This is a genomic window from Chryseobacterium sp. B21-037 (genome assembly GCF_028570785.1).
GTDB lineage: Bacteria > Bacteroidota > Bacteroidia > Flavobacteriales > Weeksellaceae > Chryseobacterium > Chryseobacterium proteolyticum.
The window spans coordinates 2,735,607-2,750,123 of record NZ_JALGCB010000001.1 but is presented as its reverse complement, the minus strand read 5'-3'; the positions used below and the strand labels follow the sequence as shown (position 1 = coordinate 2,750,123).

The 14,517-nt window shown below is 37.5% G+C and carries 10 protein-coding genes; 5 read left to right on the top strand and 5 right to left on the bottom strand.

Annotated elements, in window-relative coordinates:
- Position 1: 1 nt before the first annotated feature.
- From MTQ00_RS12190 to MTQ00_RS12180, 3 genes are all read right to left on the bottom strand, one after another.
- Positions 2 to 3,172, bottom strand: a complete 3,171-nt coding sequence (locus tag MTQ00_RS12190; RefSeq protein ID WP_273649332.1) for an efflux RND transporter permease subunit — start codon at positions 3,170 to 3,172, stop codon at positions 2 to 4.
- Positions 3,173 to 3,214: 42 nt separating this feature from the next.
- On the bottom strand, positions 3,215 to 4,375 hold the full coding sequence (locus MTQ00_RS12185) for an efflux RND transporter periplasmic adaptor subunit (RefSeq protein WP_172280332.1): 1,161 nt from the start codon (positions 4,373 to 4,375) through the stop codon (positions 3,215 to 3,217).
- Between the two features lie 352 nt (positions 4,376 to 4,727).
- Positions 4,728 to 5,324 carry a TetR/AcrR family transcriptional regulator gene (locus MTQ00_RS12180; RefSeq protein WP_172280330.1) on the bottom strand — a complete coding sequence of 199 codons (597 nt, stop codon included), beginning with the start codon at positions 5,322 to 5,324 and terminating at the stop codon, positions 4,728 to 4,730.
- A gap of 165 nt (positions 5,325 to 5,489) precedes the next feature.
- On the opposite strand from MTQ00_RS12180, the gene MTQ00_RS12175 reads away from it, so the two are divergent.
- Entirely contained in the window at positions 5,490 to 6,044 is a 555-nt protein-coding gene (locus MTQ00_RS12175; protein WP_172280328.1) for a thioredoxin family protein, read from the top strand.
- 131 nt (positions 6,045 to 6,175) lie between these two features.
- Here the strand turns inward: MTQ00_RS12175 and MTQ00_RS12170 are convergent, their stop codons facing one another.
- Positions 6,176 to 7,075, bottom strand: coding sequence for an AraC family transcriptional regulator (locus MTQ00_RS12170; protein ID WP_172280326.1), 900 nt, complete (start codon positions 7,073 to 7,075; stop codon positions 6,176 to 6,178).
- A 123-nt stretch (positions 7,076 to 7,198) separates the two neighbouring features.
- On the opposite strand from MTQ00_RS12170, the gene MTQ00_RS12165 reads away from it, so the two are divergent.
- The 3 genes from MTQ00_RS12165 to MTQ00_RS12155 are packed head-to-tail and all read left to right on the top strand — an operon-like array spanning position 7,199 to position 12,370.
- Positions 7,199 to 8,428, top strand: coding sequence for an MFS transporter (locus MTQ00_RS12165; RefSeq protein ID WP_273649327.1), 1,230 nt, complete (start codon positions 7,199 to 7,201; stop codon positions 8,426 to 8,428).
- A 1-nt stretch (position 8,429) separates the two neighbouring features.
- Positions 8,430 to 9,908, top strand: coding sequence for a trehalase family glycosidase (locus tag MTQ00_RS12160; RefSeq protein ID WP_273649325.1), 1,479 nt, complete (start codon positions 8,430 to 8,432; stop codon positions 9,906 to 9,908).
- 17 nt (positions 9,909 to 9,925) lie between these two features.
- Positions 9,926 to 12,370, top strand: a complete 2,445-nt coding sequence (locus MTQ00_RS12155; protein WP_273649323.1) for a TonB-dependent receptor — start codon at positions 9,926 to 9,928, stop codon at positions 12,368 to 12,370.
- Positions 12,371 to 12,467: 97 nt separating this feature from the next.
- Here the strand turns inward: MTQ00_RS12155 and MTQ00_RS12150 are convergent, their stop codons facing one another.
- On the bottom strand, positions 12,468 to 13,106 hold the full coding sequence (locus MTQ00_RS12150) for an MBL fold metallo-hydrolase (protein WP_273649321.1): 639 nt from the start codon (positions 13,104 to 13,106) through the stop codon (positions 12,468 to 12,470).
- A gap of 72 nt (positions 13,107 to 13,178) precedes the next feature.
- Here MTQ00_RS12150 and MTQ00_RS12145 point away from each other — a divergent pair, with 72 nt between their 5' ends.
- Complete coding sequence (locus tag MTQ00_RS12145) at positions 13,179 to 14,390, top strand: type IX secretion system plug protein (protein ID WP_273649320.1); 1,212 nt, start codon at positions 13,179 to 13,181, stop codon at positions 14,388 to 14,390.
- The last annotated feature ends 127 nt before the right edge of the window (positions 14,391 to 14,517 follow it).

The following is a 14,517-nucleotide window of genomic DNA, read 5'->3' as shown; positions in this document are numbered from 1 at the left end:
CTTAATGACCTGGCGCTAAAGCCTGATTTTGTTTTTGAAGTCTGCGTTTTTTTCTGCTTGGCATTTTTTCATGCAGATATTGGAAAATCACATACATCACAGGGATAATGAAGATCCCGAAAATTACTCCGGTTAGCATTCCCCCCACAGTACTGATACCGATAGAGTGGTTACCCTTTGCGGAAGCTCCCTGTGTCCAAACCAATGGAAGCATACCAATGATAAAGGCAAATGAGGTCATTAAGATAGGTCTTAAACGTAATCTTGAAGCCTGAAGAGCCGACTCGATCAATGTTTTTCCCGCTTTTCTCCTCTGAACAGCAAATTCTACAATAAGAATCGCATTTTTCGCCAGTAATCCCACGAGCATGATCAGTCCCACCTGTACATAAATGTTATTATCTATTCCCGCTAACCCTGTGAAGGCAAACACTCCGAATATCCCCGTCGGAACGGTAAGGATAATCGCAAAAGGAAGAATATAGCTTTCATACTGTGCTGCCAATAGGAAGTAAACAAATAAAATACTCAACATGAAGATGAAAGCAGTTTGTCCGCTGGTTTTGATCTCTTCACGGGTAATACCTGTCCATTCATATCCATATCCACGCGGAAGAGACTGTTTAGCGACTTCTTCCACAGCTTTAATCGCGTCACCGGTACTGTATCCTGGTTTTGGAGTTCCGTTAATGGTTACCGCATTGAATAAGTTATTTCTTGTTACGGTTTCCGGTCCGAAAGTCCTTTTCAAGGTTACTAATGTTTTGGTAGGAACCATTTCTCCCTGTTTGTTTTTAACATAAATTCCCTCTAAAGAATTGATGTCTGTACGATAAGGAATATCAGCCTGTGCCATTACTCTGTAGTACTTACCGAATCTGTTGAAATCCGAAACGAAGCTACTACCGAAATAAATCTGCATGGTCTGCATCAGATCCGTAACAGATACACCCAGCTGGTTTGCTTTATCCGCATCCACTTCTATAGTGTATTGTGGATTTCCTGCAGCATAAGTGGTGAAGGCAAATGCAATTTCTTTACGTTTCATCAGCTCACCAATGAACGCCTGGGTATTAGCTCCCAACTGTTCAAAAGATCCGTTGGTTTTATCCTGTAACATAAACTCAAATCCACTTACGTTACCGAAACCTTGAATTGTAGGGAAGTTAAAGAAGAATGCGCTAGCATCTTTTACCTGGCTCACTTTTCCCGTTAACCCGGCAGCAATCTGATCCGGATCTTTTACATCACCTCTTTTGTCAATATCTTTTAATTTGATAAATCCGGCAGAGTAAGGAGAAGCATTCGCATTACTGATAAAGTTTACTCCATCCGCTACCCATAAGTGGTTGGTTGCTTTTTCTCCGTTTACGATTTTATCAATTTGTTTTGTTGCACGTTGGGTTCTGTCCAATGAACTTCCCGGAGGAGTGTTTACCGCATATAAAACAAAACCTTGGTCTTCTGTTGGAATAAATCCTGACGGTGCCTTTTTAATTAAGATAACACTTGCTGCAATTAATACGGCTAATCCACCTACAGCTACCCATTTATTTTTAATTAAAAATTTAAGGCTATAGATATATTTTTGAGTCATGTTATTGAAGCTGGTATTGAATGCATTGAAGAATTTTGCACCAAATCCTTTTTTCTCATGACCATGCTCTCCATCCTGTGGATCTTTTAAGAAAAGAGCACATAAAGCAGGACTTAATGTTAATGCATTTACAGCTGAAATAAGGATCGCAATTACCAAAGTGAAAGCGAACTGTCTGTAGAAGACCCCAGCAGGTCCCTGCATGAAACCAACAGGAATAAATACAGCACACATTACTAAAGTAATGGAAATGATCGCTCCTGAAATTTCACTCATCGAGTTTACCGTTGCGTTTTCCACAGGCATTCCTGTATGTTCCATCTTGGAATGGACTGCTTCTACCACCACAATGGCATCATCCACCACAATACCAATCGCAAGAATTAAGGCAAACAGAGTAAGCATGTTAATACTGAATCCGAATAACTGCAGGAAGAAGAAGGTACCAATAATAGCTACCGGAACCGCAATCGCCGGGATTAACGTAGATCTGAAATCCTGAAGGAAGATATAAACTACGATAAATACAAGGATAAACGCAATCACTAATGTTTCCACCACCTGATCAATAGAAGCATCCAGGAAGTCTTTGGAATTATACATAATAATTGGATTGACTCCTTTCGGCAGTGTAGTTTTAAGCTCGTCTACCTGCTTTTCAATTTCAGTAAGAATCTCATTCGCGTTAGAACCTGCAGTCTGCAAAATTGCGAAACCTGCTACAGGTTTTCCGTCCACCCTGTTGGTTGCTGTATATGTATAAGAGCCGAATTCTACTCTTGCAACATCTTTTAATCTCAGGAAGGAACCATCATCATTTGCCTTAATAGCTATGTTTTCATAATCCGCATTCTTGTTCAGTTTTCCTTTATATTTAAGGATATATTCGTAAGTTTCCTTACTTCCCTGGCCAAGACGTCCCGGAGCAGCTTCAAGGTTGTGATCTTTAATAGCTGTCATTACCTCTTGCGGAGATAAATTATTAGCTGCCAGACGATCCGGTTTCAGCCATATACGCATGGAATAATCCTGTGTACCAAATACCTGTGCCTGTGCAACCCCCGGAATACGTTGTATCTGCGGAATTACATTGATCTTAAGGTAGTTTTGTAAAAACAGTTCGTCATATTGTTTCGGATCATCACTGGATAATCCCATAAACATGATCATACTGTTCTGTACTTTCTGAGTTGATATTCCGGCCTGAACCACTTCCTGAGGAAGCTGGCTCATTGCCTTTGATACCCTGTTCTGAACGTTTACCGCAGCATTGTCAGGATCTGAGCCCTGTTTGAAATAAACGCTCAAAGTCATCGATCCGTCGTTACTTGAATTGGAAGTCATGTAGGTCATATTTTCAACCCCGTTCACCGCTTCCTCAATAGGGACAGCGACAGAACGTGCTACCACTTCCGCATTGGCACCCGGATAAAAGGCCGTTACCTGAACGGTAGGAGGCGCGATATCCGGAAATAATGTAATCGGAAGATTGAAAACCGACAGTATTCCCAGTAATAGTAATATTATGGAGATGACCGTAGAGAGCACTGGTCTTTCTATAAATTGTTTTAACATAAGAAGTTTATTTTTTTAAGTCTTCTGTAATGGTACAGGTATTTACAAAGGTTTTGATTTGAACAAGCTGTCAGAAGATACTGCTTTCGGTTGTATCGTAGCACCATCTTTTAAGCTTCCAAGACCTTGATATACAATCTTGTCACCTACAGAAATTCCGTCGGAAATGAAGTAATAGCTTTCTGTTTTTCCAGAAATAGTGATTGGTTTGCTCGTTACTTTTTTGTCTTTTCCAACGACATATACATATGTTTTATCCTGAATCTCAAATGTAGATTCCTGTGGAATAACCACAATATTGGTAAGAAGCTGAGGCATACGCACTCTTCCTGTATTTCCCGTTCTTAGCGCCCCCTGAGGGTTTGGGAATACCGCACGTACACTGATTGCTCCCGTACTTTTATCGAACTGACCGTCTACAATGCTCATTTTTCCTTTTTCAGAATAGATGGTGTTGTCAGCGATTACCAATTCTACCATCGGCATATTTTTCAGTTTTTCTTCCAGAGACGCACCCGGGTATTTCTTTTGAAAAGCGATAAAATCAAGTTCACTTAGAGAAAAATACGCATATATTTCGCTGATGTCGGATAATAAAGTTAAAGGGTTTGGGTCTGTTCTTGAAATTAAACTTCCTTTTTTATAAGGAATTCTTCCAATATAACCACTTACCGGTGCTGTGATTGTTGTAAATCCTACATTGATTCTCGCATTTCCTACCGATGCCTGAGCCTGTGATGCGGCTGCAACAGCGGCTGCATAATTGGCTTTTGCTGTTTTAAGCTGTACATCAGATACCACTTTCGCAGCTACTAACGGCTGAAGGCGGTCTACTTCTACTTTGGCTTTCTGAATATTAGCATTAGCCGCCTGTAAATTGGCCTGTGCCATATTCATTTGTTCACCATAAGCTCTTGAATCGATTTTGAACAGGGGCTGGCCTGCTCTTACGAAGGCTCCTTCTTCTACATATATTTTATCCAGGTAACCATCCACCTGTGATCTGATTTCCACATTGTTTTTTCCTTCCAATGCAGTCGGGAATTCCTGATATGTTGTAGCTGGAGAAGTAATTACAGTATAAACCGGTAATTCTGGTGCAGGAGGGGCCTGATTCGAATTTTCTGCGGCCTTACTGCAGTTCTGTAAAAGGATAATACTTGTTATAAGTAATAAGATCCTCATTGTTCCAGGTATTTTCATTAAAATTTAATTTGTTTTGTTAAGCGTTTGAAAATTTAATAATGTTGTTTTTTTTAATAATTCGTGTTATTTTTTCTAACGGTGTTAATGATAAGTTTAAAAAAAATTACAGAATTATTAATACTAGAATTAGATCGTCATTTCCATAATCATAAAGTTTTTAATGTTGTTTTTAAGTATATAAAGGTGAGGTGTATCGCGTTAATTTTACTAACAGTGTTAATGTTCAGGGTTGAATTTATGATTGTATTATCGTTAAATCCTTTGAAGTTCTTAATGCTAATTTTGTTTAAAAATCCAATTTAATTGTGCTATTTTTCCTAACAGTGTTAAGGTTTGGTTCAAAAAAAATTTACAAAGACTTAATAAAAGCTGCCACTGTTTCATCCAGGGTAGTTTTGTTCATTGTGGCAGGAATATCAGAATTACGCATCATCATAATTGATATTAAACCATGTACCGCAGAAAACAAAGCATGTGACATATGGCATGCATTATCCGGATTAGATCCGTTTTTCTTAATAATATTGTATGTACAGTCGTAGATCATATCCTGGAAAGAAGAAAATTCTTCCTTCATTTGCCCTTTACCACTGCATTGCATTCCCAATCCAAACATTAACTGGTAATATTCTTTATTTTTAAAAGCAAATTTCCAATATGTATCTACAATGGCAGTAAGCTGCTCTTCAGGACTGTCATATTTTTTCTGAGCTTTTACCAATTCTTTGTGTAAAAGTTTAAACCCATTTAAAGAAATCTCAAATAAAATAGCTTCTTTATTTTCAAAGTAATCATAAACAACCGGAGCACTGTATTCAATCGCGTCAGCTATTTTCCTAATGGAAAGTGAAGCCCAGCCCTCTGTTTTTGCCAAAGTGAATGCCTCCTGCAAAATGTTTGCACGGATAGACTCCTTTTCTCTTTGACGGCGTTCATGTAATCCCATGATATTTTTTTACTAACAGCGTTAGCAAAACTACGAATATTAACTTGTAACTTCCAAATAATATTGAATAATATTTTTATTTTAACATTTAACTGAACTTTATAAAAACCTGAATTGCCAAATCATAAAAGAAATTTTATCTTTGTAGGCAAAGAAATAAAGGATATGAATACTCCCTCAAATATGTTGGCATTAGGAACAAGAGCTCCGTTTTTTGAACTTCCTAACCCGTCAAAAAGTAATGAAATTCAGTCATTGGATGATCTGAAAGGAGAAAAAGGAACGTTGGTGATCTTTATGTGCAACCATTGTCCGTTTGTTTTGCATGTAATCGATAAGATTAATGAGCTGTATGAAGACTATCAGGAAAAGGGGATTGAGTTTATAGCTATAAATGCAAACGACATTGAAAAGTATCCCGCAGATTCTCCTGAAAAAATGATCGAGTTCCAGATTGAAAGAAAATTTGATTTTCCTTATTTATATGATGAAAGTCAAAGTATTGCTAAGGCTTATGATGCAGCATGTACTCCGGATTTTTATTTCTTTGATGATAAACTGGATCTTGTTTACAGAGGCCAGATGGATGACTCAAGACCTGGAAATCACAAAGATGTTACAGGTGAAGACCTGATCATTGCTTTTGAAAACCTTCTGTTGGGAGAACCACAGGAAGAGATTCAAAGACCGAGCATGGGATGTAACATTAAATGGAAATAATTATTGAATTGAAATAGAGATTGAAATTCAAACCTGAATTTTTTATATTTTCTTTTCAACCTATTATAATAATAAGATAGTAAAGCTGTTCCTTTTTGGAATGGCTTTTTTATTTGTGTAAGTATAAATATCTAAAAAGATTTCTGAACTACTTTTAGAGGTGGGTCCACGCTCTCAATCTTCTCATGTGAAGAATTCCTGATAAACTCTGAAGGTGTTTGCTCGGTGTATTTTTTGAACATCCTGTTAAAATAAGTTACATTGTTGAAACCACAGCTGTAACAGCATTCCGAAATGCTTTTATCCTGAACCATCAGCAGGCAGGCTTTGTTAATACGGTAACGGTTGACAAACTCTGTAAAAGTAATTTGTGTAGCTTTTTTGAAGAAATTGCAAAATGCCGGAAGCGTAAGATTGGCAAGCTTTGCGACGTCTTCTATATTGATGTCCTTATCGTAGTGATGTTCCACATAGGTGAATATATTTTCAAGCCTGGCCTTATTTTTTGAAATGATTGTGTAAGGCATAATCTCTTTATTGAGCAGATTATAATCCTTACGGGTAGAAAGATCAAAAAGAATATCAAGCAAAAGCAGATATCTTTTATAGCCTTCAGTTTCCAGCATTTTTTTCAGCTTAGGCAGTAATGCATTTTTTGTAGCCGGGCTGAAATGAATTCCATATTTGGAAAGCTCCAGTAAGTTTTTAACAGAGCGTGCTTCTATTTCCTGTTCAGGGAATTGTAATATCTCTTCACGGAACTGAAGGACTATTTCCTCATGCGGATCAATGGAATTCAGACCAAATCCGGAATGGGGAATATTCGAACCTATCAGTACCAGATCTCCATTTGAATAATTGCTTTTGTGATAGCCTACGTGCCGGGTTCCACTCCCGGAAATTACGCACACCAATTCAATTTCGGGATGGTAGTGGTATTCCCATTTAAATTCAGAAATGGGGGAGTTATTATGTAATGTGCGAAAGGAGCTTTTCTCGTTAGGTAAAACTCTTTCAAAGCTAACTTTCATTAGATTAATGATATTTATGGTATAAAAATAATAATTATATTAATATAGTTCAAATATATATTTACTATGTTAAATTAACGTTAAGGCAAATGCTTCTATCTTAGCCAACAAGAAATTAATTTAATGCGAAATTTCAACATAAAGGCTATTCTGTTTTTAAACTATTTTGTTTTTGCCATTCTTCTGAACTCAGTAGGAACGGTGATCCTGCAGGTCCAGCAGAATTTCGGGATTTCAAAATCCTCAGCGAGTGTTTTGGAGGGTTTTAAAGATCTGCCTATTGCTATCTGCTCCTTTATTCTTGCTTCATTCTTACCCAAAATCGGAATTAAAAATTCCATGCTGATTGCTCTTTTTCTGGTTAGTGGGATGTGCTTTATCATGCCTTTTTCAAATGCATTCTGGTTTTTCAAATTGTTATTTGCCATTGTAGGAGTTTCCTTTGCATTGATTAAAATTTCAGTTTTTACATCCATCGGGCTTGTGACCAATACTGATAAAGAACATTCCAGTTTTATGGGTTTTCTAGAAGGCTTTTTCATGATCGGTGTATTAGCGGGAAATGTACTTTTTAGTTTATTTATTGATGATCATAATCCAAGATCCACACATTGGCTTAATGTATATTGGGTCCTGGGTGCATTGTCTGCTCTGTCGTTTTTGTTTTTATTCTTCTCAAGGTTAAATGAGAGGGAAGCCAGAAGTGAAACGACAGATTTACTAGGAGATATTAAGAATAGTATAAGCTTATTCAGTTACAAAAAAGTATTGTTTTTTCTTGTGTGTGCTTTTCTGTTTGTCTTAGTGGAGCAGAGCTTTCAAACCTGGACACCCACTTTTTATAAGGAGATTCTCAGATTACCCACTTCTATGAGTATACAGGCAGGGGCTGTTTTAGCCGGAGCATTTGCATTGGGAAGGTTTTTATCGGGTTTCTTTTCCAAGAAATTCAGCTGGATTTATGTTGTGTCATTTTGTGTGATAGGTTTTGCCGTAAGCTTGCTATTTGTTTTACCCTTAACCCATAACATTGAAATCAGTACAGGTACAACATGGTTCAATGCCCCGGTTGTAGTCTATCTGTTTCCCCTTATGGGAGGTCTGTTGGCTCCGATCTACCCGAGTATCAATTCTGTTATTTTAGCATCCATACCTAAATATTTGCATAGTGCGATGTCCGGGCTTATTGTTGTTTTTTCCGCAATTGGAGGAACGATAGGTTCGATCATCACCGGTTTTGTATTTCAGGAATTCAGCGGGCAGCGTGCTTTTTATCTTTCATTGATACCACTCTCACTGTTGATCATATCAGCTGTTATTATGAATAAATTAAAAATAAACCCTAAAAAATAGAATGAATACACAACTTTATATCAGGGATATCCAGGCACTTTTTGATGATGTCCAAAGATCAAGGATCTTTGAAGATCAAAAGATGATGACAGATGCAGTGCCTTTATTTCCTGTCGCAGAAATCAACGAGAAATATGAAAAGGAAAGAGTTGCACCAGATTTTGATCTTAAAGCTTTTGTACTTTCCAACTTTGATTTTTTAGGTGCCACAGTATCTATCCAACGGGAGGATCATTTGCCGATTGATCAGCATATAGAAAAACTATGGGATGAGCTTACCAGGACAGCTTATGAAGAAAGAGGAACACTTTTAAAGCTTCCAAAACCTTATATCGTTCCGGGAGGGCGGTTCAATGAGTTTTTTTATTGGGATAGTTATTTCATTATGCTTGGATTGCAGGTTTCAGGAAGGGTTGAAATGATGAGAAATATCGTTGAGAACTGTTCTTATCTAATTCAAAATATAGGATTTGTTCCTAATGCGAGCAGGACCCATTTCTTAAGCCGTTCGCAGCCCCCTTACTTTTCATTGATGCTTGATCTGCTTGCAGAGAGTACAGGGGATGAGAATGTTTATATCGAATATTATGATACCCTTGAAAAAGAATATGAGTTCTGGATGGATGGGGAAGAAGGTTTAAACAATGATACCCAAAGCAAAAGGGTGTTGAAAACCGACAATGGTGATATCCTGAACAGATATTATGATGCTGAAAATACACCCCGTCCCGAGAGTTACCTGATCGATATTGAAGATCATGAAAATGCTACGGGAGAAGAGTTTTACAGAAACATCAGAAGTGGCTGTGAGTCTGGATGGGATTTTTCCAGCAGATGGTTTTCAGACGGGGAAACCATACAAAGTATAGAAACCCTGAACATCTCGCAGGTAGATGTTAATTGCCTTTTGTGGCATCTTGAAAAAACTTTGGTGAAAGCTTCAGGTCTTAAACATTTTAAAGAAAAAGAAAAATATTTCAGTGAAAGGGCAGCAAAAAGGAGACAGGTAATTGATACATATTTCTGGGATCAGGATGCCCGGACTTATAAAGATTATCATATTAAGAAACACAAAAATACAGTGTCCGAACATATTGCTGCTCTTTATCCATTATTTTTAGGTGTGGCCAGCGATGAACAGGCAAAGGCGGTTTCCGAAATTATCGCTGAAAAATTCCTTTACAAAGGCGGTCTCGTTACGACAACAAAACGTTCCGGCCAACAATGGGATCTACCCAATGCCTGGGCACCTTACCAATGGCTTGGATTTGTTTCGATGAAAAATTATGGATTTACACAATTAGCTAATGATATAAAAAACAACTGGTGCTCTAATGTCGAGAGAGTTTATGCGAATACAGGTAAACTTATGGAAAAATATAATGCATTAGACAATGAAGCGATAGCCGGAGGAGGAGAGTACCCTAATCAGGATGGATTTGGTTGGACAAACGGAGTCTATTTAAAATTAAAACAATAATTAAATTCTATATGGGCATGAAAAAAAAATCAATCTTTTTACTCGCAGGAGTCGCTACGCTATATTTTAATAATGCGTATGCACAGGAAACGGTTAAGGATTCCACCAGAACAGGATCTATTGATCAGGTAGTTATCACGGGTAATGCAAACCCGAAAAAGAAAATAGAATCAAGTACGGCAATTTCTACGTTCAGTGCAAAAGAAATCCAAAAACAAAATCCTATCAGTGCAGCGGCATTGCTGCAGCGTGTTCCGGGTTTTGCTGTTGAAACTTCTGGGGGGGAAGTGGGAAATAACCTTTTCGCAAGAGGAATTCCTTCTGCCGGAGCATACGAATTTGTTCAGGTACAGGAAGATGGATTACCGGTTTTTGAAGATGGAGCTTTGCAGTTTGCCAATGCCGACAACTTCTTCCGGGTTGACAATTCTGTAAACCGACTGGAAGCATTAAGAGGAGGTTCGGGATCAATTTATGCTAACAATTCTCCCGGTGGGCTAATCAACTTTATTACAAGAGAAGGAACCAATGATTTCCGGGGAAGTGCTAAACTAGAAACAAGTACTTATGGATTAATGCGTACTGATGTAAACGTAGGTGGCGCTTTGGTACAGGATAAATTGTTCTTTAATATCGGAGGGTTTTACAGAACGGACAGCGGAATCAGGAAAACAGGGTTTAAGGCCAATGACGGGGGACAGATCAGGATGAACTTAAAATATGTATTTGATAAAGGATACGCAAAAGTGTATTATAAGAAACTTGATGACAGAAATACCTTTTTCTTACCGATTCCTTTAGTACAGAATGGAAATGACCTGAAAGAATTTCCTGGCTTCGATGCTAATTACGGGACATACAGTTACCGATCCATCAGCCAGCTGAATATTCCACAGCCCGGAGGAGGTTTCTTCAGAAGAAATCTGGAAGACGGAATTCATCCGAAAGTAGATGTCGTAGGCGCTGAATTCAAATATGATCTTGGAAACAATTTTACCGTTTTGAACAAGACACGATATACGAATATCAATATGAATTATACCGGTATATTTCCTGCGGGAGCACCTCAACAGGCAGGCGCTTTTGCCAACAGCAACGGAATTGCGGGAAATAATTATCAATATTCTCTGGTAAGCAACGGGGCTCTTGTAAATCCGCAGTATGTGCAGAAGCTAGGATTCTGGGCGATTGATAAGCACATGAATAATTTTGTCAATGATTTACAGTTCAATTATAAATTTGATAAAGGAAATGTAACGGCCGGATTTTATAAATCAAACTGGAAGTCTCATCAATACTGGAACTGGAGCAATATTTTGACCACAGCCACAGACAGGCCTCAGCTTCTTAATCTGGTAGATACCTCATTGAGCCCTACTGATGTAGGATATTCTAAAACTTATAACGGGGTTACAGATATGTCTTTTCTTGTGAGGGATTCTCAAATCCAGGGAAGTTTGAATGATGTTTACTTAAATCTGGATTATAATATTACAGATAATTTAAGCTTTAACGGAGGAATTCGTTACAGCCGTGATTATTATAAAGGATATGGAGTAAATACAACAACAGCAAATCTGAATAATTCTGGATTAACGACAGATGGAACTCATAGTTTTGCTACTACGACAGCCGATGACAATATGTCTGTACTGGGAAATAAATACAAATACTGGAATTATGATGTTAACAGAGTATCTTTTACAGTAGCTTCCAACTATAAGATCAATAAAGAAAATGCGGTTTATGCCCGCTTCTCAAATGGGTTCAGATCTCCTAATGAAGAATCATATTATAACAATATGGCAGACCTGAGCCAGATCAAACCGGTACAAACCAATCAATTGGAAATTGGATATAAGTATTACACCCGTACATTCGACATTGGAGTTATCCCGTTTTATTCAACTCTGAAAAACCTTTCTTTTACAGATGTATATTCTGACGGAACTTCAGAAAATAAATTTGCAAATACAACAAACATTGGAGTAGAGCTTGAAGGATTTGCCAGATTATTCAATAACCTTTTGGAATTATCATTCAATGGAACTTTCCAAAACCCGAAATACAAGGATTTCACAGGAAGAAATGCCGATGGATCAACATTTGATTACGATGGTAACCAGGTAAGAAGGATTCCCAAATTCTATTTTAATATTTCCCCTGCCGTTAATATTACGAAGCAGTGGAGAGCATATGTGAGCTATAATTATTATGGAAAGCGTTTCCAGGATGAGGCGAACAGTGATAAAAATATTTTGCCTTCATTCAGTGAGGTAGGGGCAGGAACCTCCTATCAGTTAGGTAATATCCGTTTTGCAGTTGACGGAACCAATATTTTTAATACCATAGGTATTACTGAAGGAGATCCAAGATCTCCGCTTACAGGAACCGGAGATATAAGAATGGCAAGACCGATCATGGGTGCTGCAGTGAGAGCATCTGTAACATTTGATTTCTAGATCTATTTCTTATATATGTAAAAACCGTCAGACCAGTCTGACGGTTTTTTTATTGAGTGTTATGACTAAAATCTTGAAAAATAAGGTATTGCTAATCTTATTTCAAAAAGGGATTATATTGTTTTTCAAAACCAATAGTCGTTGGATTTCCGTGACCTGAAAAAACCTGGGTCTCATCATCCAATATAAAAAGTTTGGTTTTAATTCCGTTGATCAGCTGTTCGTAATTTCCTTTGTACAGATCTGTTCTTCCAATACTTCCTTCAAACAAAACATCTCCGGAAATCATAAATTTCTGTTTTTCGTTGTGGAAAACAATGCTTCCGGGAGAATGCCCGGGAACATGATAGATTTTGAATTTTTCACCATCAAAGTCCAGTTCGTCGCCATCATTGATATATTGAACCTCTACTTTTACAGGGTCAATATTAATTCCAATCCTCATTCCGCTCATCTGAAGCATATCCAGAATTTCCTGATCCTGCTGATGCATATGTACGGGAAGGTTAAACGTGTCATATGCCCACTGCAAACCAAAAACATGGTCAATATGGGCATGGGTGAGAAGTATTTTTTGAATTTTTAGGTCGTTATCCTTAATGAAATTACTGATAAGGTTGGTTTCCTGCTCATTCATGTTTCCCGGATCAATTAACCAGGCATTTTTATGTTCATTATATAGGATGTAGGTGTTTTCGCTTGCAAAGTTGAATACAAAGGCTTGGATCTTCAGCATATTCTGATTGTTTTTTTATCCAAAAATACGATATTCCTAAGAAAGTGGTGATTTTTCGTTATCTTCGTCATAATGAAAACATTGCGACTACTTTTACTTTCTTTAGGGGGATGGGTGTTCGGACAGAACATCCAGAGCATTCAGCTTTTTAATCCCCAAACCAATGATGAAACTCCTGTGATCAATTTTAATCAGACATTGGTTCTTAGTTTTGATGATCTTACAAATGCCAGTGAGATCTACAGATATACCATAAAACACTATGACCGCAACTGGAATGATGATAATCTTTTTTTTACGGAAATTGCTAATGGAAGTCTTAATGGCTTATTGGATAAATTTGAATATTCATTCAATACGCTTCAGGCTTATACCCACTATAAACTCGTGTTTCCTAATGATAAAATACAACCGAAGATCTCCGGAAATTTTGAACTGATTGTGTACAAAGATTCTGCGGATAAACCTCTTTTTAAAAGAAGGTTTTATTTGGTTGAAGACAATGTTTCCCTGGCCTTAAATGTATCGAGGATCACTGATAAAAACCCGAACATCAATCAAAGGGTAGAGGTGCAGGCGTTAGCAAAAGGAAATGATCTGTCGTCAAATGTAAATTCAATGACATTGAATGTCATGCAGAATAACAATCCCAATGTGGCTGTTAATAATCTGAAGCCGAGCTCCACTCTTGGGAATAAATTACTTTTCCAACAAATGAGCCTCACGTTCCCCGGGAATAATGAGTTTTATTATTTTGATAATAAAAACATGAATATGGCTGCTGACATGGTTCGAGCTACGGAAGTAAAAGACGGAGTGAATCAAACATACTTGCATCCCGTATGGGCTTTTCCTTTGAATTACCAATACCAGCCTGATGTAAACGGAGCTTATTACTTCAGGAGAAATGACCTGGGGCTTGAAAGAAATGCAGAAAGGGAAGCGGATTATTCATGGGTATATTTCTCTTTGGACTCAGATCCTGTAGACAAGGAAATTTATGTATTGGGAGGTTTCAATAATTTTATGCCCAGCAAACTGAATCAAATGCAATATGATGCTGCGGCTAAGAAATATGTGGCGAAGATCTTTCTTAAACAAGGCTTTTATAACTACATTCTCGCAACAAAAGAGAGTAATGGAACCTTAAATTTTGGTGAAATCAACGGAAACTTCTGGCAAACAGAGAATCTATATCAGGCATTTCTATATTATGCTCCTTTTGGAAGAAATTATGATGGTCTGATGGGGTATGGAGAGTTCAGAACCCCAATCGGAAAATAATTTATATTAAAAATTTAATCAAATAGCATATAATACCTCTACGGTTAAAAAATTGGCCATCTCATTTGAGATGGCTATTTTTTTTTAAAAAACCATTTGTAGATAAGGATTTTTAAGAAATTTCACT

What these genes read in the sequence shown, in the direction of transcription:
- MTQ00_RS12190 (WP_273649332.1), bottom strand. Translation starts at nt 3,172, where the DNA reads ATGTTAAAACAATTTATAGAAAGACCAGTGCTCTCTACGGTCATCTCC.
- MTQ00_RS12160 (WP_273649325.1), top strand. Translation starts at nt 8,430, where the DNA reads ATGAATACACAACTTTATATCAGGGATATCCAGGCACTTTTTGATGAT.
- MTQ00_RS12175 (WP_172280328.1), top strand. Translation starts at nt 5,490, where the DNA reads ATGAATACTCCCTCAAATATGTTGGCATTAGGAACAAGAGCTCCGTTT.
- MTQ00_RS12155 (WP_273649323.1), top strand. Translation starts at nt 9,926, where the DNA reads ATGAAAAAAAAATCAATCTTTTTACTCGCAGGAGTCGCTACGCTATAT.
- MTQ00_RS12185 (WP_172280332.1), bottom strand. Translation starts at nt 4,375, where the DNA reads ATGAAAATACCTGGAACAATGAGGATCTTATTACTTATAACAAGTATT.
- MTQ00_RS12170 (WP_172280326.1), bottom strand. Translation starts at nt 7,075, where the DNA reads ATGAAAGTTAGCTTTGAAAGAGTTTTACCTAACGAGAAAAGCTCCTTT.
- MTQ00_RS12145 (WP_273649320.1), top strand. Translation starts at nt 13,179, where the DNA reads ATGAAAACATTGCGACTACTTTTACTTTCTTTAGGGGGATGGGTGTTC.
- MTQ00_RS12180 (WP_172280330.1), bottom strand. Translation starts at nt 5,324, where the DNA reads ATGGGATTACATGAACGCCGTCAAAGAGAAAAGGAGTCTATCCGTGCA.
- MTQ00_RS12165 (WP_273649327.1), top strand. Translation starts at nt 7,199, where the DNA reads ATGCGAAATTTCAACATAAAGGCTATTCTGTTTTTAAACTATTTTGTT.
- MTQ00_RS12150 (WP_273649321.1), bottom strand. Translation starts at nt 13,106, where the DNA reads ATGCTGAAGATCCAAGCCTTTGTATTCAACTTTGCAAGCGAAAACACC.